Origin of the sequence: Streptomyces sp. NPDC004266 (assembly GCF_042874095.1) — a bacterium.
GTDB lineage: Bacteria > Actinomycetota > Actinomycetes > Streptomycetales > Streptomycetaceae > Streptomyces.
Map to the genome: position 1 here is coordinate 84,462 of NZ_JBIAMM010000021.1, position 24,427 is coordinate 108,888.

The 24,427-nt window shown below is 68.1% G+C and carries 20 protein-coding genes and 5 pseudogenes; 12 read left to right on the plus strand and 13 right to left on the minus strand.

Features of this window, described 5'->3' with window-relative positions:
- Positions 1–328: 328 nt before the first annotated feature.
- The 3 genes from ACFYUZ_RS35620 to ACFYUZ_RS35630 all read right to left on the minus strand — a co-directional run bounded on the left by ACFYUZ_RS35620 (position 329) and on the right by ACFYUZ_RS35630 (position 3,399).
- Positions 329–706: a hypothetical protein gene (locus ACFYUZ_RS35620; protein WP_389316326.1), complete on the minus strand. Its 378-nt coding sequence runs from the start codon at positions 704–706 to the stop codon at positions 329–331.
- Between the two features lie 257 nt (positions 707–963).
- Positions 964–2,208 carry an NADH:flavin oxidoreductase/NADH oxidase family protein gene (locus ACFYUZ_RS35625; protein ID WP_389316327.1) on the minus strand — a complete coding sequence of 415 codons (1,245 nt, stop codon included), beginning with the start codon at positions 2,206–2,208 and terminating at the stop codon, positions 964–966.
- Positions 2,209–2,424: 216 nt separating this feature from the next.
- Positions 2,425–3,399 (minus strand): alpha/beta hydrolase, encoded by a 975-nt coding sequence (locus tag ACFYUZ_RS35630; protein WP_389316328.1) that lies wholly within the window; start codon positions 3,397–3,399, stop codon positions 2,425–2,427.
- Positions 3,400–3,679: 280 nt separating this feature from the next.
- On the opposite strand from ACFYUZ_RS35630, the gene ACFYUZ_RS35635 reads away from it, so the two are divergent.
- The 3 genes from ACFYUZ_RS35635 to tpg are packed head-to-tail and all read left to right on the plus strand — an operon-like array spanning position 3,680 to position 4,698.
- Positions 3,680–3,955: a hypothetical protein gene (locus ACFYUZ_RS35635; RefSeq protein WP_389316329.1), complete on the plus strand. Its 276-nt coding sequence runs from the start codon at positions 3,680–3,682 to the stop codon at positions 3,953–3,955.
- The gene (locus tag ACFYUZ_RS35640) at positions 3,952–4,194 is read left to right on the plus strand and encodes a hypothetical protein (protein ID WP_389316331.1); all 243 of its coding nucleotides are present in this window, start codon (positions 3,952–3,954) and stop codon (positions 4,192–4,194) included. The genes ACFYUZ_RS35635 and ACFYUZ_RS35640 overlap by 4 nt, the downstream gene beginning before the upstream one ends.
- A 45-nt stretch (positions 4,195–4,239) precedes the next feature.
- On the plus strand, positions 4,240–4,698 hold the full coding sequence (tpg, locus tag ACFYUZ_RS35645) for a telomere-protecting terminal protein Tpg (RefSeq protein ID WP_389316363.1): 459 nt from the start codon (positions 4,240–4,242) through the stop codon (positions 4,696–4,698).
- Between the two features lie 835 nt (positions 4,699–5,533).
- Here the strand turns inward: tpg and ACFYUZ_RS35650 are convergent.
- Positions 5,534–6,478 carry a LysR family transcriptional regulator gene (locus ACFYUZ_RS35650; RefSeq protein ID WP_389316333.1) on the minus strand — a complete coding sequence of 315 codons (945 nt, stop codon included), beginning with the start codon at positions 6,476–6,478 and terminating at the stop codon, positions 5,534–5,536.
- Between the two features lie 117 nt (positions 6,479–6,595).
- Here ACFYUZ_RS35650 and ACFYUZ_RS35655 point away from each other — a divergent pair, with 117 nt between their 5' ends.
- Entirely contained in the window at positions 6,596–7,408 is an 813-nt protein-coding gene (locus tag ACFYUZ_RS35655) for an inositol monophosphatase family protein (RefSeq protein WP_389316335.1), read from the plus strand.
- 43 nt (positions 7,409–7,451) lie between these two features.
- Positions 7,452–8,105, plus strand: a pseudogene (locus ACFYUZ_RS35660) (NADPH-dependent F420 reductase); the annotation flags it as partial.
- Between the two features lie 428 nt (positions 8,106–8,533).
- On the opposite strand, the gene ACFYUZ_RS35665 reads toward ACFYUZ_RS35660, so the two are convergent.
- The 5 genes and pseudogenes from ACFYUZ_RS35665 to ACFYUZ_RS35685 form a co-directional block, all read right to left on the minus strand.
- The gene (locus ACFYUZ_RS35665; protein ID WP_389316337.1) at positions 8,534–9,655 is read right to left on the minus strand and encodes an ISL3 family transposase; all 1,122 of its coding nucleotides are present in this window, start codon (positions 9,653–9,655) and stop codon (positions 8,534–8,536) included.
- Positions 9,656–9,903: 248 nt separating this feature from the next.
- A pseudogene (locus ACFYUZ_RS35670) lies at positions 9,904–10,134 on the minus strand (transposase family protein); the annotation flags it as partial.
- Between the two features lie 99 nt (positions 10,135–10,233).
- Positions 10,234–10,529, minus strand: a pseudogene (locus ACFYUZ_RS35675) (transposase); the annotation flags it as partial.
- 28 nt (positions 10,530–10,557) lie between these two features.
- Positions 10,558–10,944 carry a hypothetical protein gene (locus ACFYUZ_RS35680; protein WP_225804910.1) on the minus strand — a complete coding sequence of 129 codons (387 nt, stop codon included), beginning with the start codon at positions 10,942–10,944 and terminating at the stop codon, positions 10,558–10,560.
- A gap of 325 nt (positions 10,945–11,269) precedes the next feature.
- Positions 11,270–12,187, minus strand: a complete 918-nt coding sequence (locus ACFYUZ_RS35685) for a MurR/RpiR family transcriptional regulator (protein ID WP_389316339.1) — start codon at positions 12,185–12,187, stop codon at positions 11,270–11,272.
- Between the two features lie 357 nt (positions 12,188–12,544).
- Here ACFYUZ_RS35685 and ACFYUZ_RS35690 point away from each other — a divergent pair, with 357 nt between their 5' ends.
- Positions 12,545–13,063, plus strand: a complete 519-nt coding sequence (locus tag ACFYUZ_RS35690; protein WP_389316340.1) for a DUF2716 domain-containing protein — start codon at positions 12,545–12,547, stop codon at positions 13,061–13,063.
- A gap of 187 nt (positions 13,064–13,250) precedes the next feature.
- Here ACFYUZ_RS35690 and ACFYUZ_RS35695 read toward each other — a convergent pair.
- Positions 13,251–13,757, minus strand: a pseudogene (locus ACFYUZ_RS35695) (transposase family protein); the annotation flags it as partial.
- A 72-nt stretch (positions 13,758–13,829) separates the two neighbouring features.
- Between ACFYUZ_RS35695 and ACFYUZ_RS35700 the strand changes: the two are divergent.
- A complete protein-coding gene (locus ACFYUZ_RS35700; protein ID WP_389316342.1) occupies positions 13,830–14,213 on the plus strand; it encodes a hypothetical protein in 384 nt (127 codons plus the stop codon).
- 22 nt (positions 14,214–14,235) lie between these two features.
- On the opposite strand, the gene ACFYUZ_RS35705 is transcribed toward ACFYUZ_RS35700, so the two are convergent.
- A complete protein-coding gene (locus tag ACFYUZ_RS35705; protein ID WP_389316344.1) occupies positions 14,236–14,532 on the minus strand; it encodes a pentapeptide repeat-containing protein in 297 nt (98 codons plus the stop codon).
- A gap of 81 nt (positions 14,533–14,613) precedes the next feature.
- Between ACFYUZ_RS35705 and ACFYUZ_RS35710 the strand changes: the two are divergent.
- Positions 14,614–15,081 (plus strand): annotated as a pseudogene (locus ACFYUZ_RS35710) (IS5 family transposase); the annotation flags it as partial.
- A 41-nt stretch (positions 15,082–15,122) separates the two neighbouring features.
- On the opposite strand, the gene ACFYUZ_RS35715 reads toward ACFYUZ_RS35710, so the two are convergent.
- Entirely contained in the window at positions 15,123–15,353 is a 231-nt protein-coding gene (locus tag ACFYUZ_RS35715) for a hypothetical protein (RefSeq protein ID WP_389316346.1), read from the minus strand.
- A 236-nt stretch (positions 15,354–15,589) separates the two neighbouring features.
- Between ACFYUZ_RS35715 and ACFYUZ_RS35720 the strand changes: the two genes are divergently transcribed.
- From ACFYUZ_RS35720 to ACFYUZ_RS35735, 4 genes are all read left to right on the plus strand, one after another.
- Positions 15,590–16,398, plus strand: a protein-coding gene (locus ACFYUZ_RS35720) for an IS5 family transposase (RefSeq protein ID WP_389316348.1) whose coding sequence is annotated in 2 segments (ribosomal slippage) — positions 15,590–15,932 and positions 15,932–16,398 — 810 coding nt in all. Because the reading frame shifts where the segments join, the coding sequence is not laid out codon by codon here.
- A gap of 145 nt (positions 16,399–16,543) precedes the next feature.
- A complete protein-coding gene (locus ACFYUZ_RS35725; RefSeq protein ID WP_389316350.1) occupies positions 16,544–17,539 on the plus strand; it encodes a hypothetical protein in 996 nt (331 codons plus the stop codon).
- Between the two features lie 640 nt (positions 17,540–18,179).
- A complete protein-coding gene (locus ACFYUZ_RS35730; protein WP_389316352.1) occupies positions 18,180–22,916 on the plus strand; it encodes an RHS repeat-associated core domain-containing protein in 4,737 nt (1,578 codons plus the stop codon).
- 15 nt (positions 22,917–22,931) lie between these two features.
- Positions 22,932–23,612, plus strand: coding sequence for a histone-like nucleoid-structuring protein Lsr2 (locus ACFYUZ_RS35735; protein WP_389316354.1), 681 nt, complete (start codon positions 22,932–22,934; stop codon positions 23,610–23,612).
- Positions 23,613–23,663: 51 nt separating this feature from the next.
- Here ACFYUZ_RS35735 and ACFYUZ_RS35740 read toward each other — a convergent pair whose 3' ends face one another.
- The gene (locus tag ACFYUZ_RS35740) at positions 23,664–23,798 is read right to left on the minus strand and encodes a hypothetical protein (protein ID WP_389316356.1); all 135 of its coding nucleotides are present in this window, start codon (positions 23,796–23,798) and stop codon (positions 23,664–23,666) included.
- Positions 23,799–24,427: the final 629 nt, after the last annotated feature.

Below are 24,427 nucleotides of genomic sequence, written 5' to 3' on the forward strand. Positions count from 1 at the left end.
GCACCGTGCTCGCGGACACGGCGGGCGCCCTGAACGTCTTACGGGCCGGGCTGGTCCGTCGCGACGCCGAGCGGGCATAGCGAGAAGCCCCCCTTTCAGCCGGGGGAGGGGCCGGCGGACGATCTCGGCACGCCTCGATGCCCGGGAGTCCAGCCAGGCGCCCATTCTGCCCGAGGCGTTGACGCGAGCACGGGGTGGGGTGATCTGACGGATCCTGAGGGGAAACCTTCACGTGTTTCTTTGGCTGGTTCCCCCCGAGAGCGTCTCCGCTGCCGGAAAGCCGCGATGGCAACGCCGTGTACGGACGCTCTTGTCCGTACACGGCTTCCTATCGGCCTCCCTGAAGTCGGCGGAATGCTGTGGAGAGGATGTTTGACCACACGGTGGTCACAGCTCCGGGCAGGAATGCCGGTTCGAGCGGACCTTCTCCACCGGGTTCGCCGGAGACCGGATCCATCGTGGTGGCGGAACCCGATTCCTCACCGGCACCCGGCCACTGCTCCTCCACGTCCGGATCGAGGGCGTAGTCATGATCCGGGAGCCCCGACGCCGTCGCAGAGGCTTTCGGCGAGGTGGCGCGGATCCCCCCGAGGTGCTGGACGTTGTGCCAGTACGGCACGGCACGGCCGCCGGGCGCATGTGCAGGATCCTCTGCTGCGGGATCTTCCGGATCCTCCTGGTCGCCGAGGCTGATCGGTTCCGCCATGTTCGCGCTCCCTCTGTCCGGGTGGGGACGGTCTCTGGATCCCGCCTGTGCTTACTGGGTGCGCCTCGCAGCCCGGACGAAGCGCCGCGCGCCGCAGACGCTCCCTTGTCGCTTCCAGGGTGAGCTGGTGCCATCCAGTTGATCTTGACGGCACGCCGCCTGAAGCAGTCGGCAATTCGTACGTGGTTGAAGGCAAAGCCGATGGCGCCCCGCGCGTAACGGGGGCGGGCTGCGCGCTGGGGCGCCATCGGCCGTTCTCAGGCCGCTGCCTGGTACTTCGACAGCCAGGAGCGGTAGTTGCGCAGGGCCCTTCGCTGCTTGCGGCGTTCGGAGATCAGGGCGATCGCCGGGTGGGTGCCGGGCTTGGGGCTGCTGCCGCGGGCGAGGCGGCGCATCTGGTGGCGGACCTGCGCCATGCTGGCGGCCGATGCGAGGGCCTTGTCGGACCAGGTCACCGGACGCATGTGACGCTCGGCCTCACGGCCCTGGCGCCAACGTGCGGGCAGGTCGGGGGTGACGGCGAGGGCGGTGCCCATGCCGATGACCGCCACGCCGCTGTCGAGGACCTTGTCCGCGGTCGCGCGCTTGGTGATGCCGCCGGTGAGCATCAGCGGGATGGGGCTGGTTGTGACGAGGTCCTTGGCGAGGTCGAGGAAGTAGGCCTCGCGGGCCTGGGTGCGGTCGTCGGCGGGGCGGCCGGTCATGGCCGGGCTCTCATAGCTGCCGCCGGACAGTTCGACCAGGTCGACGCCGAGCGGTTCGAGCATCTCGATGACCTGGCGGGCGTCGTCGGCGTCGAAGCCCCCGCGCTGGAAGTCGGCGGAGTTGAGCTTCACCGCAACCGCGAAGGAGGACGAGACGGCCGCGCGGACGGCGCGGACGATGTCCAGCAGCATCCGGGCCCGGTTCTCCAGCGATCCGCCCCACTGATCGGTGCGCTTGTTGACGAGGGGGGAGAGGAACTGCGACAGCAGATAGCCGTGCGCGGCGTGGATCTCGACGCCGTCGAAGCCGGCTTCCTCGGCGCGGCGCGCGGTCACCGCGTACCGCGTCACGGTCTCCTGGATCTGCTGGGGGGTCATGGCGGTGGGCTTGCCGAAGCGGCTGCTGTGCTTGCCCAGGCTGACGCCGATGTCGGTGGGACCCCAGACGACGCCGGGCATGTCGGAAGCCACCTGGCGGCCGGGGTGGTTGATCTGCATCCAGATCGCCGCCCCGCCGGCCTTGGCGGCCTTCGCCCAGTCCACGAAGGGTTCCAGGGGCGCATTCTCGTCGAGTACGACTCCGGCGGGGCCGGTCAGGGCTTCGGCGTGGACCATCACGTTGCCGGTGATCAGCAGCCCGGTACCGCCGGCGGCCCAGTGCTTGTACAGCGACATCAGCTGCCGGTCGGGGAGCTGGCCGTCGCCGGCCATGTTCTCCTCCATGGCCGCCTTCGCGATCCGGTTCTTCAGTACCTGCCCGGAGCGCAGGGTCAACGGCGAGAACAGCTCGCTGGTCATCCCGGTCTCTCTTCCATCTCGATCGCTTACGATGTGTGCACCACTCACATTAGGGCAAGAATGTAGGCATCGTAAACATCGAGGTGTGTGGGGTATCTCGCAGAGCGGGGACCCGCACCGACGGCCCGGCCGAAACGCAGCCCGGGCCTGCCGACATCGTGATCGCGTCGGCAGGCCCGGCTTTGTGCTTCATGCGCAGAGAAGCACGGGTGCGTGTCAGGTGTTGTGGAGTGCGGTGTGGAGGAAGTCGACGGCGAGTTTGCGGGCGACGTTGGCGGCGCGGGTGTCGCGGAGGCTGTCGAGGAGGAGGAAGTCGTGGACCATCCCCTGGACGCGGACGGAGGTGACGTCGACGCCGGCCTCGCGGAGCTTGTTGGCGTACTGCTCGCCCTCGTCGCGCAGGACGTCGGCCTCGTCGGTGATGACCAGGGTGGTGGGCAGGCCCTTGAGCTGGTCGAGGGAGGCCTGCAGGGGGGAGGCGTGGTGTTCGGCGCGCTGGGCGGGGTCGGTGGTGTAGGCGTCCCAGAACCACTGCATGCCGTCGCGGGTGAGGTAGTAGCCCTCGGCGAACTGCAGGTAGGAGGGGGTGTCGAAGTCGGCGTTGGTGACCGGGTAGAGCAGGCACTGGGCCTTGAGGTCGATGCCGCCGCGTTCCTTGTTCATCAGGGCGAAGACCGTGGACATGCAGCCGCCCACCGATTCGCCGGTGACGGCGATGCGGGAGGTGTCCAGGCCGTGGTCGGCGCCGTTCTTCAGGACCCACTGGCCCACGGCGTAGTTCTGCTCGACCTGGGTGGGGTACTTCGCCTCGGGTGCGCGGTCGTAGACGGGGAAGACGCCGGCGGCACCGGCGCCGACGGCCAGTTCACGGAAGAGGCGGTCGTGGGTCTGGTCGTCGCCGAAGACCCAGCCGGCGCCGTGGATGTAGAAGACGACGGGCAGGGGCCCGGTGGCTCCTTTGGGGCGGATGATGCGGGTGCGGACGGTGCCCCACTGGCCGGCGTCGACGTCGACCCATTCCTCGTCGACCTCCGGGCGCGGCACGCTCGCATCGCTTTGCAGGCCGAGGAGGATGTCACGGCCCTTCTCGGGCGGCACCTCGTAGATCCGGGGGTGCGGGTCGGTCGCCTCGCACAGCTCCTTCGCGGCCGGCTCGAGGTAAGGCGTGATCGGAGGAGGAAGCTCGGTCATGTCGACTCCATGGTCACGAGCACACACGTGCCCTGTTCCTACGGCCTCGCCGGCCGCGGCTGGTGATCCCCCGCCTCAGGCGTCCATGCCCGGGTCCCATCGTTCGCGCCGCATTCCCCCTCCGCAACCCGGCCGCATGCCCCCGGGTGTCAAAACCTCTCGTGGTGCTGTTCGGCCGCCCCTTGCCTGCCAGGAGGCCTGACGTCAGAACGTCTGTGCCGGTATCCATTCGGGTGTCTCCAGCCCGCGTGAGCACTCCCCTCCCCAGACTGTTGAGGTCATGAAACGGAGCACCTTGTCCGAGGTGAGGGGCGCGGTCACCCGACGGGTCACGATCCTGGTCATCGGCGTGAGGACCCTGCAGCTGCTGTTCCATCGCTTCTTTCGTGGGCGCGTGGGCGCGTGGCACGAACCCCGCCTCAAGGACGCGACCTTCGGTGTCGCGGCGCCGCGGGCCTTGGCCGAGCGGGCGGTGAACCGCCTGGACGAGCTGCCCGGCTCGCCTCTGGACCCCGAGCGCTGCCCGATGAGGCGACGGCGCGGGCGTAGATCATGAACGGGGACAGCGACGGCGCGCTCATCGCCGGGCCGATCCTGGGCCAGACAGGTGCGGGCGCTTTGGGGCTTGGCGCGCTGATCATCTTCGCGGTCGGCGCCACCACGCTCGCCCTCCAGGAACTCTCCGGCATCATGGGCGTCGGCCTGGCGATCCTGCTGATCGGGATCGCGGGAAATCCGAGTGATAGTGCCCCGGCGGAGGGCTCGCTCAGGCGTGGGGGAACTGGACGAACCTGAACACGTCGTCCACGAGAGCCGCGAGGGAGAGGTCCGCGCTGCCGTATCTCCCAGCGCACCGTGGAGCGGTACGTGACGGGCAAGTTCAAGCGGCCCCGCCAGGAGCCGCGCGCCCGCCTGGAGGGCGAGGTGAAGAAGAGTTGGCAGCCGCAGGTCTGCGCGAGGGCGAGGCAGAAGGCGGCGACCACGAGCGGGCTGGTCGTCTCCACCCGCGCCCGCTTCGGCTTCGAAGCCGCCGCAGGCACGACCGACGATGCCCGGATCCGGGGCATCACCCAGGCCCTGCCGCCCGAGTACGCCGACCAGCTGTTCAGCGCACGGGAGCAGGGCGCCGGCGAGGACCAGCTCCGGCAGATCGCCGCCGAGGGCCTGGCCCGGATGTACTTCCGCGCCGACAGCACCCGCGCGCACGGCCTGGACGTGGAGTGCACCGACACGGACAGGTCGTACGCGCGGCACGGCGCCGTGCCCACCAGGACAGCTGCGGCGCGGTGGGGGCGTTGACGGCCCGGCAGAACGCCTCCAGCGCAGCCTCCAGGCGCGCGGTGTTCTCCACGTCCGGCAGGGCGTTCAGCAGCTGCTCGATGGCGGTGACGACCGCAGGGTCGGAGGAGCGCATGAGCGGGGCGGCGGCGGTGGCGAGCCGGGTGAGCGGCTCGCGCACGGCGGCCACGGTCTGCTTGCTCGCCTCCCGCTCCCGGCCCAGCAGCTCGGCCGCGCGCCCGAAGCCCATGAGCCCGCTCTGCGCGTCGGTGCCGCCGGCGATCCGGGCGCGGGCGGCACCGCCGGCGAAGGCGAGGACGGCCAGCAGGAGGTCCGGCCGCGCTCGGCCGACCCCTCCCGCAGCAGCCGGTTGGCGGCGGCCGCGCCCTGCAGTTCCATCACCGCCACCGCCACCGCCACCGCCACCGCCACCGCCACCGCCACCGCCACTGCCACTGCCACCGTCATCGCATCCGCCTGCACCCGCAGGGCGCCGATCTCGGCCTGCTGCTCCTGGCGGTTGCGGGAGCGGTTGGTCAGCCATGGCGCGAGGACGGCGATCATCCCCCCGAGACGAGCGTGCTGGCCAACTCGATCAACTTGTCCATCCCCACAGGCTGACCGCGTGCAGGCCCCGTCGTCCGGGCCGTTGCGCACTGACGCACAACCCGCACCCTCCCGTTGCCGAGCAGGAGCAGAGGCGGAAGCCGAGCAGCGGCGCGATCACACTCGTGGCTTCGTACGCGAGTAGCGACGCCGTTTTGACATGGCTTCGGGCGTCGCACGCTCGGACGAACAGACGGTGTTCGCGAGTACGGGAGTCAGCTGCCGGCGGGCCTCTCCTCGGGCGTATCCGTCACTGCCCGGTCCAGTCGGTGAGGGGGTGGGGAGAGGCGGTCGGCGGTACGAAAAGTGCCTGGACGGTTTCGGCGGCCGTTTCGCGCAGCCAGGTGTGGGCGCGATCGTCGTCGTAGCGCTGGTGCCAGAGCAGGTACAGGGGGACGTCGGGCAACTGAAGCGGAAGCGGCAGTGTGACCAGGCCGAGTTGTTCCCGGGCCGTGCGGGTGACGGCGTCCGGGAGGGTGACGACCAGGTCGGTGCCGAGGGCGAGTTGCAGGGCGAAGGCGGTGGTGGGGCCGGCGGCCACGACGCGACGCTCGAGGCCACGTGTGGTCAGGGCGTCGTCGATCGGGTCGCGCAGGTTTCCGCGCCGCGAGACGGTGAGGTGTTCGGCGGCAGCGTAGTGCTCGAGGCTCATGGGGCCTTCGGTGAGCGGGTTGCCTGGTCGGACGGCGACGACCAGCCGGTCCCTGCCGACGAGGCGGTGGCGGATGTCGGGGAGCGTCGGAGGGCTGGAGCTCGACGCGAGGTCGACCTCGCCTCGGCGTAGCTCGGGGGTGTCCGTGCCGGGTTCGGCGGGCAGGCGCAGCTGGATGCGGGGGGCTTGCCGGTGGACGGCGGTGATCAGGGCGGTGCCGCAGGCGGTGGTCAGGGCGTCGTGCCAGCGCACGGTGAAGACCCGTTCCAGCGCCGCCAGGTCGAGTTCCTGCTGTGCGGAGAGCAGCTGGTGGGCCTGCTGCACGAGGGCGTGGACCTGGGCGCGCATGGCCGATGCGCGGGTGGTGGGGACCATGGTGCGGCCGGTGCGGACCAGGATCTGGTCGCCGGTGGCCTTGCGGATGCGGCCCAGGGAGCGGCTCATCGCCGGGGCGGTGACGTGGAGGCGGTCTGCGGCGCCGGTGACACTGCCCTCTTCCAGCAGGGCGTCCAGTGCGGTCAGCAGGTTCAAGTCCAGTTGCATGAGAGTAACTCTACGAGTGAAAAGCATGCACTTGTCGTTAACCGTCACGGGCCCTACGTTCGAAGTGTGGGTGCGGGACGAGCCGCCCCGCATCGACCGAACCCAGGGAAGCCGACCATGAGCACAGCCATGCCTTTCCACGCCGACACGACGCTCCTGCCCGAGGTGACCGCAGCGGTGAAGACCGCCGGTGTGACCCTCCGGGACCGCCACACCTCGCACGCCCGAGGAGTGAGCCTGGACGAGGTCGTCGAGGAGATCCACGCCAACGACGACGCGGTGCTGGACGTGCTGAGGGAGCCGCTGCTGCGGTCCCGACCGGGGTCGCGGTGGGCCGAGGACGAGCTGGCCGGCGGCGCGCTCCCGCCCGGGGAGTGGTGGGTCGTCGACCCCGCGGAGGGCAACATCAACCACGTCCACGGCATGGAGGACTGGGCCGTGACCGCCACCTTGGTGCGCGACAACCATCCGGTTCTCACCGTCGTGCACCTGCCGCTGACCGGCGACACCTACACCGCCGTCGCCGGCGGCGGTGCCCGCCTCAACGACCACCTCCTGAAGGCGTCCGCCAAGACCGACCTGGGCGCCGCGCTCACCGGCACCGGCCAGGCCAGGCCCGGCGAGGACGAGCGCACCTTCCGGCGGATCGGCGACTCCGTCACCGCCATGCTCGTCAACGGCCTGGTCGTGCGCGTGTCCGTTCCCGCCACGATGCAACTCATCCACGTCGCCGCCGGACGCCTGGACGGTTTCTGGCAGTTCTCCGACGTCCGCTCCGGCCTGGTCGCCGGCGCCCTGCTGGTCTCCGAGGCCGGAGGCACCGTCACCGACCTGGCGGGCGAGCCCTGGGCCATCGGCAGTCGCGACTTCCTGGCCGCCGCCCCCGGCATCCACACCGCCGCCCTCAAGGTCCTCTCACCGATCGCCTGACCGCACGTCCCCGCTCTTCCCCACCCGATACCGCAAGGAGCATCACCGCATGACCAGCATCGGCATCCTGGGCACCGGCCGCGTCGGCACCAACCTGGCCAACAAGCTCTCCGAGGCCGGACACCACGTCATCCTCGGCCGCCGGAGCCCGACGCAAGAGACCACAGCGGCCCCCGAAGGCACAGAGCCCCGTGTCTCCTTCGCCGACCAGCGCACCACCGCCCGCACCGCCGGCATCGTGATCAACGCGACGCCCGGCGACAGCGCCCTCGAGCGCCTCGCCGGCCTGCGCGCCGAGCTCGCCGGAAAGATCCTCATCGACGTCTCCAACGCCACCCGCGACGCCGGTGACGGTCTGCCCGGCGACCTGTGCTATCCCGGCAGCAGCCTCGCCGAGCAGCTCCAAGCCGCCCTCCCCGACACCCATGTGGTCAAGACCCTCAACACCATGCTGTTCACGGTCATGACCGCTCCCGAAACCCTGGCCACCCCACCGACCGTCTATGTCTCGGGCAACGACGAGAACGCGAAGACGACCGTCACCGGCCTGCTCGGCGACCTGGGCTGGCAGCCCGCATGGATCGAGAACCTCGGCGACATCACCACAGCCCGCGCCACCGAGTCCATGATCCTGGTCGTGCCCCACGTCCTGCGCCGACACGGCTTTGAGCCCTTCGCCGTCTCCCTCGCCCGCTGACCCGCCCATACCGGTTCAGACCAACACCGGACAGCGAGCTCCGTGCGCGACAGCCGTGCCTGCCACGGACAACGGCAGGGCCCCAGATGACGCCCCCACTCATCGACATCGATCATGCCGACTACACGGGAGGCGACTCCCGGAGTCGTCGCCAAACGACTCCCCTTCCCGGGTTCTGGCACAACTTCCGTGAAACCACGCCGACCGGGCTCGTGCCCGCCTCCGGACGAGCCGCGGACCTGCCGGTTCATCAGGGTCGCCGACCTCGGGCACTGAGGGGCGGTTCGACTTCACGGAAGTTGTGCCAGAACCTTGCGACGTGAACAGAGCCGACCGCGGCCGGCGCCCCCGTGTCGGCGTACACGTGAACGTGCCCAGGCACGTACGGATGAACGGACTCTGTCGCTGATCTTGTGATGGGGTTGTGGTCAGGTTCTGAGCAGGATTCGGGTTCGCAGGAGGTCGAGTTTGGCTCGGCCGTATCCCGCCCGCTTGATCAGCTTGACCCGGGTGACTTGGCCTTCAACTTGCCCTGAGCTCCAGGTTGATGAGAGGCCGGCGACGACGGCGTCCTGATCGTGGAGGAGTCCACGGGCGAACTGTTGCAGTGACGGCAGGTCGCCGTCGTGGACCTGTTCGATCCAGTCGAAGATGTCCTGGCCGCGTCGCTCGTGCATGAGGATGGCGAAGTTGCGGACGTGCTCGACGGCCGTGTCGAGCTCGGGACAAGAGGCCCGGACGGCCTTGAGACCGAGTACTTCATGCGGCCGCAACCGGTCGGGATGCGTCATGACCCAGCGAAGTGCCCGCCGCGGTTTGGGCAGGGCCGGTGCCGGAGGGACCGTCTCGACACCCTGCTTGAGCTGGCGGACGTAGCGGTTGACAACCGTTCTGTCTCCGCGAAAGCCCTGGTCACGGACCTCCCGGAAGAGTTGGCTGGCGTTGCGGCAGCCCTGGGCGAAGCGTTCGTAGAGGTAGGGCTTGTAGTCGTCGAGCAGGGTCCGTCGCTGGGTGACCTTGACCAGCAGCTCGTCGACGTTGGCGGTGCGTGCGTATCGACGGACGGCGTAGTAGTCCAGGTCGAGGTCCCGGCTGATCCCCCGAAGGGAACGGCCCTGGGCCAGCAGTTCGTGGACCCGGCGGTGTCGTTCGCGGATCCGGCCGACGATCCGGCGCGGGCGTCCGTTGACGTCGAATGTGCCGTCCGGCGGTGGCGCCATGGTCTCCTCGTCGGGTTGCCTGGCGGCTTCGTGGCCGGCACGGATGCAGGCGTAGTGGCTGGTGAGAGTTCGTTCGACGGCTTTGGCGAGGTTGTTCCACAGGTGCCAGACGTCTGCGATCTGGACCGCTTGAGGTGCGGCCGCCCGGGCTGCCTCGGCATAGGCGGATGCCCGGTCGCGGCAGACGATCTCCACCTCCGGATGGTCCTCTAGCCAGCGGGCGACCGTCTCTGCCTCGCGACCGGGCAGGACATCGACGGGGCGGCGGGCTTCGAGGTCGACCAGCAGCGTCGCGTAGTTGTGCCCCTTGAGCAGGGCGAACTCGTCCACCCCAGGACCCGCACAGCACCGGGATCCTCCAGATCGGACGCACGCAGAAGCCGAAGCGGGGTGTCCTTGGCCACCGGCATTCCCATCCGCCGGGCGAGCCGGGCGCCGGCCCGGCCGGCCAGGGCCTCGGCGACCCACGCCAGCAGCTTGCGCAGGACCGGGGTGTGTCGGGCATGGGGGCTGGTCAGGCCCGGTATCTGTTCGGCGAGAGTCACCGCCGGGCAGTCAGGACTGAGGCACTTGAACCTACGGACCGTCAGCCGGACAACCGTCGGAGTCGTACCCACGGCGGCGTCCGCCAGGCGCCGTTCGTACCGACCGTGCACCCGCCACGACAGCGACATGCACTGCGGGCATCTCGCCGCGTCGGCCCGGGCCCGCGTACGAAACGTGACCACACACGCCTTCCGCGAGATCGACTCCACCACCACACCCGACAGATGCGGAAACAATCGCACCAAACCCCCAGAACCGCACACCCAAAGGCTGCCCAGCTCAGCCGCACAGCATCACAAGATCAGCGACAGAGTCCGTTCACCCGTACCTGGCTGAGCACTTCAACGAGTACGCCGACACCAGCGAAATACGGGGCTGCCCGGCGCAGGATCTCGCGCTCGAGGTGCCACTCTTTCTCGGCCTTCCGCAGCCGGGCGTTTTCCGCCCTCAGCCGGGCCGGCTTATACCCCTCGCCGCCCGTGTCACGGCATCCGGGTACGGCCTCGGCCTCGTCCTTGCGCACCCACGTCCGCAGCGATTCCGCAGTGATGCCAAGATCCGCGGCCACGGCCGGGTAGGTCCACTTCCCGGCTGCGGCTCGGTAGAGGGCGACAGCGTCCTTCCTGAACTCTTCCGGATACGGAGACTTGCGTCCCACTGGACATCCCTGCGACGTTCCGGCTGGGTCAGCGCCTGCGTGGGGCCGGGGAGTCCATGACCAGGGCCTCGGAGACCAGGCGGACGCCGCGGGAGAGACGGGCGAGCTGTTCGAGCTCGACGGCGTACATCCTGATCGTCTTCTCGATGACCGACTCGGCCACGCCCATCGCCGGCAGCTCGGCCCTGCTGGTGCGCAGGGCCGCGCGCACCGCGCGCGTCTCGTGTTCGAGCTGCAGCTGGACGTGCCGGGTGAGGAGGACGGGGTGACGGGTGAGCGGCAGGTAGCCGCCATAGCGGGCCGGGAGGAGATTGCGCAGCCACTGGGTGGCGGTGCGTTCCCAGTCGGGCATGCCGGGGGCCTTGACCTGGAGTGGCCAGTCCGGGCTGCGCGTGAGGGTGGCCGTCTGGGACATTCTCGTCACTTCCGAGGGGTGTCGAAGCTCTGATCGAGACAATGGTGGGGCGGCCTCGGTCCAAGGGTTGACCGAGGCCGCCGTGCGTTCCACAGGATCCGAGAGCCCTGCCCATCACCCGGTGGGGCCAAGGAGGAGGGGGCGGCCCATCGGGTGGCTGTTCGAAGAGGACGTGGAGTCGTCCTTCCCGGCCTCGGGGATGCGGAACACCGGAGTCAGTAAATATATATACCGCCGAGTATGCAAGGGTATGAAAAATTTCATGCGTGATGAAGGCTGCATACCCCCGTGCCGGCGGCGCGGACGGAGCCCGGGCCTGTGCCCCTTAGAGGAAGAATCCGTGCTGGTCAGCGGCCTGTTCGTATTGTTCGAGTCGAGCCTGGGTCCGCTCCGGACGGGCGTCCGCCATGGCCTGGAGCAAGGCGGCGGAGATCATGCCGGGGGCGGCGTACGAGTCGAAGACGAGCCGCGAACCGGTCTCGGCGGTCAGCACCACGTCCGCCTCCTCGACGAGCGGACCGACGATGGGGTCCGTGATCAGCACGACGCGCAGGCCGGTGCTCCGGGCAGCCCGTAGTGCGGCCAGCGTCTCCTTGGCGTGCCGAGGCATCGCGAAGGCCAGCACCCAGCCGCCGCCGGCCGCCCGGGCCTGCAGCAAGGCGTCGTAGGCGACGCTGCCGCCGCGGGTCACCACGCGGACATCGGGATGGATGCGGCGGGCGGCGTAGGCGAAGTACTCCGCGAGAGACACCGAGATGCGCAGGCCGAGGATGGCCAGGGGCACCGAGTCGGCCAGTTCGCGGCCGATCTCCAGGACGTGGTCGGTGTCGGCGAGGAGCCGCCGGACGTTCTCCAGGTTCTGGATCTCGGCGTCGACAGCGGCCTGGAGTTCGTTGTGCCGCAACTGCTCGCGGCTGCCCGGAACGCCCGCCACCGCGCTCAGGGCGATCGGCTGAAGCGCCTCGCGCAGGGCGGGATACCCGGTGAACCCGAGGGACACCGCGAAGCGGGTCACCGAGGGCTGGCTGACCCCGACCCGCTCGGCGAGCTCCGTGATCGAGAGGAAAGCGGCCTCGGTGAGGTGATCCACCAGATACTGGGCGATCCGCCGCTGGCCGGGGGAGAGCCGGTGCCCGTCGAAGAGCGCGAGCAACCGGTCGGAGGGAGTCTTCTCCTGCCCCGGCGAAGCTCCACCCGGTGTGATTGCGGCCGCCTGCGCGCGCGCCTGCTGGCTCGATGACACCCGGCGACCTCCCTCTTGCATCACTCGTGTCCAACATAGTCCACGCTCGGCGACCAGATGATCAGCGCGCCGTGATCGTCCCTGCCAGCTGCGCTTGTGAAGGCCCGCAGGCGCCCCGGTGGCTCCCGCCAGGTTGCGTCAGACCTCGTCCGGATCGGCACGGTGGCCGCCGGAACCCTCGCCGGCACAGGGCTGCCGCGAGTGACGCACCCACGCCGCCCCCGACCCTTCCGGCGTCGCGCTGGCGCAGGCACCGCTCGGGGACCCGTGTGTGATGGGGCTCGTTGAAAATGGTTCTGTCCGCACTTCCGTGAACGATCTTTCTGCGGCCACCAGGCGGATCGGTAGGATCGCGGCATGATCGAAAATCCCGTAGTCGTGCTGCCAGAGGCCGAGTACCGGCGTGTATGGGACCGTTTCTACGAGGATTTCAGCTTCCGTCCGAGTACGAATCCGATCAAGTGGCCGGCCATCGAGGAGCCCGTCGCGTCGGTGACCTGGAGCCTTGCTGCACTTGACGATGATCCGGGTGACGAGCGCCTGGACCGCCTGGTCGCGGTCGTCGAGCAGGGGCTGTCTTCCTGCGTTGGCCCGTCGGGCACTCTGTTCGCCCTCGACTGGCAGCACACGTCGTACTGCTTCGCACCGCAGGAGGTCGGCGGTCCTGGGCAACCGGCCTGGCCGCTGAGCCCGTATCCCGACGGGGACTACTTCATTTTCCTTGCGGAGGACTTCCGCTTCGGCAGTTTTGGCCACCCTTGGGAGGGGTCTCTCTGCCTGTTCGGTGAGGAGCTTCTCGACGTCGCGGCCACGGAAGTCGACAAGGTTCTTGGGCCGCCGATCCGCAGGTCAGGCAGGGCGGCAGGCCCGGCCTGAGCCTGGGCCCGGGCTCACGGTCTCGCGAGAACACGTGCCCGCAGCAGGGCGAATGTTGCGCGTCCGTACATGCTTCTCTTCAGCAGTTTCACGCGGCACACGTGGCCTTCGACGACGCCTGAGCTGTAGGGCAGGGTCAGACCAGCCGTCACCGCGTCGAGGTCCTGACGCAGGAAGCTGCCGAACGCACGGCGGCCTTGGCGCCGGATTCCTCCCACGCCTTGCAGTCGTTGCGGTTCCCGGTGAGCGGCCGGCCGACCACGACGATCAGGCGGGTGCCGGCGTCGATGACGACCTGGTGGTTGGTGGAGTACCGGTAGTTCTTCGAGCGTTCGGCCACGGCGTGGTCCCGGGTGGGAACCAGAGTTCCGTCCACGATGAGCACGGTGTCCTTGGAGAACCGCTTGCGGGGCTGGAGCGCGAGCATCGGTCCAAGGTGGTCGATGATACGGTCCGCCGCCGACTTCGACACACCGAACAGCGGGGCGAGCTGGCGCATGGTGAGGTTCGTGCGCCAGTACGCGGTGACCAGCAAGGTCCGGTCTTCCCGTGGAAGGCTCCACGGCCGGCCCTTGCGGGCTGTGTCCGCACTTGCGCGACGCAGCACCGTCACCAGCTTCCCGAAGGTGCGCGGGCTGAGCCCGGTGAACGGGGCTATCCAGGACGGTTCCGACGCCGTGATCACACAAGACACAACAAGATCATCTCAGTTGCCGAGGCTGCCCCATGTCCTCGATCCTGTGTATTCGGCAAGCGGGGAGGACACATGGGGCTGGTTCTTTTCCCGGGCGACGGAGACAACAACAGTCCGGATGTCGCCTGGTCCTACAGCGGCTTTGCCGTGTTCCGGCGGCGTCTGGCCGAGGCCGAGGGGTTCGCCCTCTCCGAGATGTGGGGCTTCGGCGGCGAGCGCCCGTGGAGCGAGGTGTCCACCGCTCTGGAGCCACTCCTCGATCATCCGGATGCCGGCGGTGAGGACCTCTCACCTACCGAGTGCGCGTCGGTCCTGGTCCGGCTGGAGGCGATCACCGACCAGTGGGCACGGGAGAGCGGTGATCAGCTCCTCCAGCAGCACATCGAGGATGCCCGCCGGCTGGCGGGCATCCTGCGGCTCTGCATCGAGAAGGACGTCCCGCTGGCCTTCCTCTGAGGCCCACCGACCACAGAACCACTTACGGGACAGCTCTTGGGACTCGCAAAAAAACAACTTGTAGGTTCCGGGCCTTGACACAGCAGGTCGGCACGTTGCTCGCCCACATGTTGTTATCCGGCAAGCCCTTGGCTTCAGCGAGATCTACATCGCTGAGCTCGATATTGCTCAGGTCCGAACCCGTGAGATCCGCTCCCCGTAGGTGGATGGCCCGCCCTTGGTCAGGATTCGCGGGCTTCCACTTCCGCAGGTCGGTGTGGCTCAGGTCCAGTTCCAACCCGTGGTCGAGTTCGGGGTGGCGCCGAACCAGTACGTTCATGGCTGCACTGATGTCGGCGGCAGGCGCAGCAGCCGAAGTTAGACGTCGTTTCTTATGGTGTGATCGTTCGTTGAGCCGTGCATGGCGGATCTCATTGAGCGGTTGGTGCCGGACGAGTTGTGGATGTTGTTCAGGCGGGTTGTGCCGCCGACGGTGGTGATACGTCCGCAGGGCGGTGGCCGGCGCCGGGCGGGCGACCGTGAGGCTCTGGCGGCGATCATCTTCGTGGCTACCTCGGGCTGCACGTGGCGGCAGCTGCCGCCGGTGTTCGGCCCGAGCTGGCAGACGGTTTACCGGCGCTTCGCCCAGTGGAGCCGGGACCGGGTCTGGGCCCGGCTCTACCGCGTGATCCTTGACGAACTCGGAGCGCGGGGCGAGCTGGACTGGTCGCGGTGTGCGATCGACTCGGTCAGTCTGCGCGCGGCAAAAAGGGGGCCACTGACGGGACCGAATCCGACCGACCGCGGCAAGCTGGGATCGAAAATCCCCCCGATCTGCGACCGGAACGGGCTTCCGCTGTCCTTAGACGGTGTCTCACGTGGCGATCTCGTCCCCTGCGGGGCATAGGGGCTGAGGGGGGGGCGGAGCCGTCAGGACGGCCAGCTGAGCCGGCCGTGCATGACGGTCGGGAGAGACGTGGGCATCTCGTCGGTGACCCAGGCGAACTCCAGGGCCGCGAGCGTGGCTCCCCGGTCCGTCCATACGAGGATCTTGCCGACGTAGGCGCCGGACGGGTCATGGACGTGCGCGTCTACGGGAACGAGCTCGGTCGGCAGTGCCGCATGCTCACACGGCTCCCGGACCTGCAGATCGACGCTCACGGAGTCGGGCCCCCAGACAGCGGTCACCTCGGTGCGGTCCAGCTGATTCCGCAGTTGCGACGCGCGGCGAACTCCGCCGACAGGATGTGTTCAAGCACTGCGAGCTCGTCGGCGTTCAACGAGCGCGGGTCGATGGAGAGAGGAGCCATGCGCCCATTCTGAGGTGGCGAGGGCAACCAGCCCAACAACTCCACCGGCCGTCGCCGGGCTGGCCGGCAGCGGCATCATGATCGTTCATGGGTGGGGATCTGTCGCAGCGGCTTGTGCCGGATGATCTATGGGCATTGGTCGAGCCGGTGCTGCCGTCCTTCCGCTCGCGCCCGCAGGGCGGTGGCACCGCGCCGGTCGACCAACGTGCCGTGTTCACGGCCGTCGTGTACGTGTTGACCAGCGGGTGCGCGTGGCGGTATCTGCCACCGTCATTCGGAGTGTCGCCGGCGACGGCTCACCGGAGGTTCTCCGTCTGGACCGCATCCGGAGTATGGCGTCGCCTGCACCGCGTGATTCTGGATGAGATCGGAGCCCGCAGCGGCCTCGACTGGAGCTCTGTGATCATCGACGCGGCCTCGGTGCGCGCGAAAAAGGGGGTTCGCTGACGGGGCCGAATCCGGTCGACCGAGGCAAAGCGGGCAGTGAACTGCACGTTCTGACCGACGCGCAGGGGCTGCCCATGGTCGTCGGGGTGTCCGCCGCGAACGTCAACGACGTCCAAGCGCTTGGCCCGCTCGTCCTCGGGATCCCGGCCGTCCGCTCGCGCCGCGGCCCTCGCCGGCGACGCCCTAACAAGGTTCGGGCCTACAAGGCGTACCACTCGGCCGGCAACCTGGCGTGGCTGCGCGAACGCAACATCACTCCATGGATCGCCCGGCCAGGCGTGGAGTCCTCCGAACGTCTCGGGAGACACCGATGGAAGATCGAAAGAGCGATCTCGTGGCTCTTCGGGTACCGCCGCCTGACCGTCCGCTATGAACGAAAGGGCGGTCACTTCCTCGGCCTTGCTGCAGCCATGACCTGCTACAAGAAGCTCGCCAAGATCGCCACGTGAGACACGGTCTCAGCAGCGTGAGGTGTCTGTCTGGACCAAAAAGCGCACCGCGACGCTGCACAGCACATCCTGTGCCATCCCTCCCGGTCGTCGGCGCATCCCCGGCAGGGTGCTGTCGTTGGCCCGGGGGAGGTACAGGGAAGTAATGAGGGATTCGAAGGCGCTGTCAGCGTTGATCCGGCGCCGCTACCGTGAAGGCGCCAGTATCGCCGTGGTGGCCAGGGAACTGGGGGTCTCGAAGACCACCGTCCAGCGGCACGTACCCGCTCAGGAACGGCGCGATGCGGCGGCCGCCGCACGGCAGCGACACCAGAACCGAGCTGAGCAACCGTACGAGAAGGCGCTGCGTGCCCAGGTCGTGCGCCTTTACCGTTCAGGCATGCCGCAGCAGCGTGTCGCGGCCACCCTCAACATCTCGATCCAAGCGGTGACCGCACGACTCGACCCCTCCCAGCGCCGCTCCCGTAGGGAAGCGGCCCGGCTTGCCGCCCAGCAGCAGGGTGAGCTTCTGCCGCAGGACGAGATCATCGCCCGCTACGTGCAGGGCGCCACCATCGCCGAGCTCGGACAGCTCTATCAGGTTCACCCCTCCACGATTCGCCGCCGGATCCCCGACGACCTGATCCGCCCCCGCGGCCGGATCTCGCAACCTCGGCCCCGGCGCCGGCGGACGCTTACGGACGAGGAGACCCGCCAGCGCTACCAGGCTGGGCAGAGCTCCTACGCGCTCGCCCGTGAGTTCGGTGTATCTCCCCACACCATCCGGGCACGGATCCCCGACGCCGACTGGCGCGGCCGCCCGACCAGGAAAACCACGCTCCCGCCACCCGGTCCCCCGAAGCCGAGGACGGCAAGCAGCCGGATGGCGCTGCCGGTCCCGGACGAGGAAATTCTCACCCGCTACCGGACCGGACAGTCCGCATCGGCCACCGCCCGCGAGCTCGGCGTGGACTGCAGGACGATCCTGCGCCGCATCCCCGAAGACGAACGGCGAACCCACCTCCAGGCCCGGCAACTGAACAGGCCGGCCCCCGGCGTCGGCGCAGACGCCATCCGTGCTCTACGAGCCCAGGGCCTGACCTGGGCCGCGATCGCCGCCGAAGTCGGCCTGTCAGCGAAAACGGTCCGTGCCCGCGTGTGAAACGGTGATTGAGCGGTATCGAGCTCGATCAGCTGCGCGGCGTCACCACCGTCACTCAGACTGAGTCCGCCCTGGGCAAGGCCGAGACTGATACCGCGGCACTGCGCGCCACGGAGGCGGCGGGGGCCAGGACGGTCAGGGCCAGTCCGAGAGCGTCGGTGATCACGTGGCGCTTGCGACCCTTGATCTTTTTACCAACGTCGATGCCCTGCCTGGGTTCGGCGGCATCGCCCGAGGCCTTCACGTTCTGTGCGTCACCACGGCCGCGGACGGCTCCATTGTCTGGTCCGGGGTGGTTCTGCGGGCGAGGCAGAGTGGACGACGGTGGTCTTGCCCGCCCCTTCGGCGTACACCGCATGACTGTCGACGGCTGACCCTGCCGACGAGCCCGAGCAGGAGCTGTCCAGGCTTTGAAGCGTCCCGTCCCGTGCCTCCCCAACTTAGTCGCATTCGCGACGGCGTTAACTGCTTGCTACTCAGGTCTTCTTGAACACGCAGGCGCGTGAACTGCGGCTTTCATCAGAACGATGACTTCTCGCCAGGTATCCAGACAGGTTGCTGGAGCGGATTACCCGTCGTTCAGACACCGTGGTAGGACTGTTCGGCTGGCTGAGCATCATCTGACGGGGGAGTTGGGCTCATGGCTGTCACGGTGCCGGACTGGGCGGACACGCTGCTGGACCTGGTGGGGGTGAACTGGCCGAACGTCGACGAGGACGCGTACCGCGATATGGCGGACGCGCTGCGGGAGTTCGCGGACGATCTCGCCGACGACGGCCAGCTCGCCAACAACCACATGGAGCGTCTGCTGTCGTCGGGTCACGGCGAGGCGATGGACGCGCTCAACGAGCACTGGACCAAGGTCAAGGGCAAGCACCTGAAGGACATGGTGTCCGCCGCCCGGACGATCGCCGACGCAATCGACTTGGCGGCGGGCGCGATCGAGGTCATGAAGGGCAAGGCGCTCGTCGAGCTGGGGGTGCTGGCCGGCCAGACCGGCCTGGCCATGGCGTTGATCCCGGTGACCGGTGGCCTGTCCGCGCTGCTTGGCGCCGGAGCGATCGCCTTCACGAAGAAGCAGTTGCTGAAGTTGATCACGCAGGCGATGGAGGAGGCGGTCGGTCACGTCGTCTCGGTGATGACCGAGCCGGTGGTGGCCGCGCTGGAGAACATGGCGGCGGACCTGGTCGTCCAGGTGAGCATGGACGCGCTGGGCGTCCAGAACGGCGTCAACCTCGACCAGACCAAGCAGGCCGGCAAGGACGGCTTCGACGAGGGGGTGAAGGGTGCCAAGGAGGGCCTGAACCTCGCCTCCGCCGGAGGCGGGGGCGGCGGTCGCTCTGGGGGCAAGGGCTTTCACATCGAGCACGACGAGCACGAACAGGCCGGCACGAAGCTGAACGGCGTGAGCGTCGGCATCCACGGCAAGACCGCCGGGAAGCTCACCAAGGCCAAGGGGCACCAGCGCCGCAACAAGGGCCGGGACGACATCGCCGACGCCCTCGACCCGGTCATCGAGAAGGCCATGGGCGCCCTGGCGAAGTCCGCCAAGACCATGGGCGACCACATCGGCGAGACGCTCCCCAAAGCCGTCAAGCAGATATCCAAGGACCACAAGAACAACGACGACGCCATCCGCGACCGCCTCGCCCGCCAGCGCAAGGGCGACCACGATGACCGGAATCCAGGGAAGAATCCCGGCGATCATGGTGGCAGGGACAAGGACGCGCGTCTGAAGCCTGACTCGCTGCGCGAGGTGAAGTCCAACCCGCGCCGGCACGGGATCGAGCTCAGCAAGAAGAAGTGCGCGAACGACCCCGTCGACGTGGCGACGGGTGAGATGACTCTCCCCCAGACCGATCTGTCCCTTCCGGGAGTCCTTCCCCTCGTCCTGCGCCGCACCCATCTGTCCGAGTACCGCTTTGGCCACTTCTTCGGCCGCAGCTGGGCCTCCACCCTCGATGAACGCCTCGAGCTCGACGTGCCTGGTGCCGGGGCGATCTGGGCACGCGAGGACGGTTCCACTCTGGTTTATCCCCGTCTTCCTCTCCCGGACGGCACCCCGGTCCTGCCCGTGGAGGGCCCCCGGATCGCCCTGGTCCATGGCGGTCAGAGCGAGGACGAGACCACCTACGTGGCAACCGACCTTCACACCGGGTTGACTCGCTCCTTCATTGGTAGCCCCTACCGCGCCTCTCCCGCTTACTGGCTGACCAGGCTGACCGATAGAAACCACAACCGGATCACCTTTTCCCGGCGCCCGGACGGAACCCCCACCGTGGTCACCCACGACGGCGGCTACACCGTCCAGCTCACGTCCGAAGGTACTCGTATCCGCGAACTCTCCCTGCGCACCGCCGAAGGCCCGGTCACTGTCCTGGGATACGGATACGACGGCCTGGGCAACCTCACCGAGGTCACCAACTCCTCCGGCCTGCCCATGCGATTTACCTACAGCCCGGAAGGCCGGATCACTTCCTGGACCGACCGGAACGAGGCGACGTTCCGGTATGTCTACGACGCCGAGGGTCGCGTGGTCCGTACCGTCGGCCCCGACGGCTATCTGTCGTCGACGTTCGCCTACAGTGCCCACCCGGAAACCGGCGACCGCGTGACGCGGTACACCAACTCGCAGAGCGCGACGACCACGTACGTCGTCAACGATCGTCTCCAGATCACAGCCGAGATCGATCCTCTCGGTCACACCACACGTTTCGAGTTCGACGCCCACGACCACTTGCTGGTCCAGACAGACGCGCTGGGGCGCTCCACCCGCTTCGAGCGTGATGAGCGCGGCAATCTCGTCGGACTTGTCGCGCCGGACGGCGTGCGGACCACCGCCACCTACAACAAGCTGCATCAGCCTGAGGTGATCACCGAGCGAGCCGGGATTTCCCGCTCCTACGGCTACGACGAGCGTGGGAACCTCACCGTGTCCGTGGACCCGGCCGGCGCGCGCACGGAGTATGCGTTCACCCCCCGCGGGCACCTGTGTCTCGTGCAGGATGCGCTGGGAGCCTCCACACACATCACGACCAACGCCGCCGGACTGCGCCTCCAGCTCACCCGGCCCGATGGGTCGACCGCTTCGTGCACACGCGATGCCTTCGGACGTGTCGTCAAGGTTGTCGACGCTGAGGGCGGGATCGTCCGGCAGGGCTGGAGCGTGGAGGGCAAGCTCACCTGGCGTGAACTGCCGGACGGCAGTCGCGAGGAATGGACGTGGGACGGCGAGGGCAACCTGGTCTCTCACACCGACCGGATGGGCCGGACCTCCACGCACTCCTCCGGCCCTTTCGACCTGCTGCTCGGTACGCAGACGGGCGAGGACCGCAGTTACCGCTTCACCCACGACACAGAGCTGCGGCTGACTGCGGTCACCAACGCCGACGGCCTGGTGTGGGAGTACAGCTACGACGCCGCGGGCCGACTCGTGGCCGAGAGGGATTTCGACGGCCGCCCGCTGACGTACGAGCGCGACCCCTGTGGCCGTATCGTCCGACGAACGAATGCCGCGGGCCAGAGCCTCAGCTTCGACCGCGACGTCCTGGGCCGCGTCACTCGCATCCGGCACGACGACGGTTCAGCCTCGCACTTCGACTACGACGAGAGCGGCCACGTCGCACAGATCGTGAACGCGCACTCCCGCATTCAGCTGGAAAGAGATCCTCTGGGCCGCATCGTCTCAGAGACGGTCAACGGCGCCACCCTGTCCTTTGCCTATGACGCCCTCGGTCGCCGTGTGGCCCGGCGTACACCTTCCGGTGCCGAGAGTCGCATGGAGTACGCGCCGGGTGGCCTCGCCTCCTACACGGCCGGAGACCATGTCTTCCAGTTCGAACGCGACACACTCGGACGTGAGACCGCGCGATTCATCGACGATGCCCTGGAGATGCGGCAGGACTGGGATCCGGTCGGCCGGGTCACCCACATGGCATGGGACAGCGACCGGTCGCCTTTGTTGCACAGAAACTACACCTACCAGGCCGACGGCGTACCGACGAGCGTCGAGGACAGCCTGGCGGGGCGCCGCACCTTCGCGCTGGATGCCGCCAGTCGCGTGCGTGAGGTTCAGGCCCGCGGCTGGACGGAGCGGTACACCTATAACGCGGCCGGCGACCAGAGCCGCACCGCTCTCTCCGACCAGGCACCGGGTCAAGCGGCCGCCGGCGACCGGCACTACGAAGGTACGCGTCTGGCTCGGGCGGGACGCACGCGCTATAGCTATGACGCGCAGGGCCGTCTCACCCTCCGGCGCACGAAGACTCTCAGTGGCGCGACGCTGACCTGGCATTTTCAGTGGGACGCGGAAGACCGGCTCACCCAGGTGCAGACACCCGAAGGGGACCGCTGGCGCTACCTCTACGACGCTCTCGGGCGCCGCCTGTCCAAGCAGCGCCTTGGCCGGGATGACGAGGAGGTCACGCAGACTACGACGTTCTGCTGGGATGGCGCGCAGCTGGCCGAGCAGCGGGGTGAGGGCGCGACCCTGGTGTGGGACTACGCCGGAGCTCAGCCCCTTGGCCAGCGTGAGGTGAAGACCGACGGCACGCAGCGGAAACTCGACCGTCGTTTCTTCGCGATCGTCACCGATCTCGTGGGAAGTCCCACGGAGCTGGTCTCGACCGATGGGTCACTGGCCTGGCGTGCCCGTAGTACCGCCTGGGGAGCCACCCAGTGGAACGCGAACAGCACCGCATACACCCCGTTGCGGTACCCGGGCCAGTATTTCGACCCCGAGACAGGTCTGCACTACAACTTCAACCGCTACTACGACCCCGAGGTAGGCAGGTACCTGTCGCCCGATCCTCTGGGTATCGCTCCGTCGATCAACCACTACTCCTACGTCGTGAACCCGTTCGTACTGTCGGACCCTCTGGGTCTGGCAGCCTGCGAGCCGGATCCCACGTGGGGAGGACAGGTCAGGTGGGTCCGCGACGAGCACGGGCGTCCCTACGAGATGCACGCGGTGATCACACGCAACATGCTGGATGAGGGCACGCATGCCCGGAACTCGATCATCCCTCCCGGGTACCAGTCGGATAAGGGACAGGCCCGCGGGCACATGCTGGCGCGGCAGCTCGGTGGGTCCGGCGACATCGACGACAACCTGTTCACGATCTCCCAGAACCCGACGAACACGCCGGAGATGAGCATGTTCGAGCAGCGTGTGTACGACGCTGTCTACGACCACGACGTCGTCAACTACAGCGTGTATCTGGAGTATGCAGACGATGATCCCGATTCACCTCCCGCGGTCATCCAGGTCGAGGCATTCGGCACGAAGAAGGACCGCAACGGAAACCTTCTGTTCGACGAGGGAACCTTCTTCGACAACCCCGCCCATCTTGAGCCCCGCCCCCGACGCCACCCTTAGCCACCGAGGAAACCGATGACCTCTCTCACCGCGCTGACCGCGCTGTGCCCGCCTCCTGCTGTCGTTCCCCCTGCTCCGGACTGGTCTCAGGTCGAAGACACGCTGGGTAAGGGCTTGCCCCAGGACTACAAGGAGCTCATCACCGCATACGGACCGGGCCAGTTCTGCGGATTCATCACCCTCTACCAGCCGCATGCCCCCAGCGAATGGGCCGATCTGACCGGCCCCATGCCAGCGCGTCTGCGGGGGCAGATCGAGGAGGTCCGACACGCTGCCCGGCATCCCTGGCAACTGCCGCACTCCCCCGAGAATCTTTTCGCCATGGGCGTCACCGGCAACGGGGACTACCTCTTCTGGGTCACCCAGCCCGCCGACACCCCAAACGAGTGGACCGTCGCTGTCAACGAGGCCCTACGCGCGCCCTGGTTCACCTACAACGGCTCCTTGACCGAGTTCCTCGTCGGCATTCTCAGCGGGACCACAAGCGTCCCCATGTTCCCCAAAGATCTCCTCGACCACGGTCCCGCCTTCACCCCGTCGACTCTCGAAAGCAGCGCACCGACCGCAGCCGCCCGGAGGTCCGTCAGCACACGCACCATCCGCGATTGGGCCAACGCCAACGGATATGACCTGCCCGAACGCGGACGCGTCCCGATCGAAATCATCGAGGCATGGAAGCAGGACAATCCCAGCTGACACACGCCAGCCGCCCTCCTTGCCGTGACAACCGCGCCCTCTACGCCCGGATCAATCGGGCAGGAGCGCGACTCCGGTGGCGACCTCGTCGACAAGGTCACGCAGCGGGGCCGCCAGGGTGGGGCGGTCGCCACGGGAAGCCGCCTGGAGGAGGACGGCAGCAGCGACGAGAAGCACGGTATGCACCCGCTTTTGGTTACCGTCAGGCTGCCGAACAACACCGAACACTGATGGACAGCGGTAAGCATCGTTGCCCGAGTATTCGTCACTCGGAAGGAGCTTCTCTGGCCCCAGTGGATCTTCGGACAGGCTCTGCGATGCGTCGAGACACTGGACGGAAACCGGTGGGACCACCACGTCGTCAAGCTCCGGCAGCTGGCCATGGCCGCCGTCGTCAATGAGTAGCGCGAGGTACTGATGACGTGGCGGCACCGCTTCGTCACGGACGTCTGGGCGTGGAAGCTGCTGTCGACGGTCATGTATTTCCCCATCGCGAGCGTCAGCTTCCCCGCCCAGACGTTCGGTCCGTCGTCACGCCATCGTGGTCGTTTCTCGACCGACCGGGGGTGAGGCGAGGTGCGGCTGGTCAGTCCCAGTCGGATGCCGGCTGGTCGACTCGTCCGCCTTTGTGGGGTGTGGGGATGTAGTCGCGAGCACCGCCGGGCAGCGCGGCCACACACGCCGCCGAGCAAGCGTTGACCAGCAGGGGCAGTACGTCAGTGAGCCGTTTTCATCCTGTCTCTGTGGGGTGAAATGGCAGGTCAGCAGGGGTGTGCAACGAGACGAGGCTCCTGGTCGTTGCGGTGGTGTTCTCT

Coding starts and splice junctions, on each gene's coding strand:
- ACFYUZ_RS35620 (WP_389316326.1), bottom strand. CDS start 706: ATGGCGGAACCGATCAGCCTCGGCGACCAGGAGGATCCGGAAGATCCC.
- ACFYUZ_RS35625 (WP_389316327.1), bottom strand. CDS start 2,208: ATGACCAGCGAGCTGTTCTCGCCGTTGACCCTGCGCTCCGGGCAGGTA.
- ACFYUZ_RS35630 (WP_389316328.1), bottom strand. CDS start 3,399: ATGACCGAGCTTCCTCCTCCGATCACGCCTTACCTCGAGCCGGCCGCG.
- ACFYUZ_RS35635 (WP_389316329.1), top strand. CDS start 3,680: ATGAAACGGAGCACCTTGTCCGAGGTGAGGGGCGCGGTCACCCGACGG.
- ACFYUZ_RS35640 (WP_389316331.1), top strand. CDS start 3,952: ATGAACGGGGACAGCGACGGCGCGCTCATCGCCGGGCCGATCCTGGGC.
- ACFYUZ_RS35650 (WP_389316333.1), bottom strand. CDS start 6,478: ATGCAACTGGACTTGAACCTGCTGACCGCACTGGACGCCCTGCTGGAA.
- ACFYUZ_RS35655 (WP_389316335.1), top strand. CDS start 6,596: ATGAGCACAGCCATGCCTTTCCACGCCGACACGACGCTCCTGCCCGAG.
- ACFYUZ_RS35680 (WP_225804910.1), bottom strand. CDS start 10,944: ATGTCCCAGACGGCCACCCTCACGCGCAGCCCGGACTGGCCACTCCAG.
- ACFYUZ_RS35690 (WP_389316340.1), top strand. CDS start 12,545: ATGATCGAAAATCCCGTAGTCGTGCTGCCAGAGGCCGAGTACCGGCGT.
- ACFYUZ_RS35700 (WP_389316342.1), top strand. CDS start 13,830: ATGGGGCTGGTTCTTTTCCCGGGCGACGGAGACAACAACAGTCCGGAT.
- ACFYUZ_RS35705 (WP_389316344.1), bottom strand. CDS start 14,532: ATGAACGTACTGGTTCGGCGCCACCCCGAACTCGACCACGGGTTGGAA.
- ACFYUZ_RS35725 (WP_389316350.1), top strand. CDS start 16,544: ATGAGGGATTCGAAGGCGCTGTCAGCGTTGATCCGGCGCCGCTACCGT.
- ACFYUZ_RS35730 (WP_389316352.1), top strand. CDS start 18,180: ATGGCTGTCACGGTGCCGGACTGGGCGGACACGCTGCTGGACCTGGTG.
- ACFYUZ_RS35735 (WP_389316354.1), top strand. CDS start 22,932: ATGACCTCTCTCACCGCGCTGACCGCGCTGTGCCCGCCTCCTGCTGTC.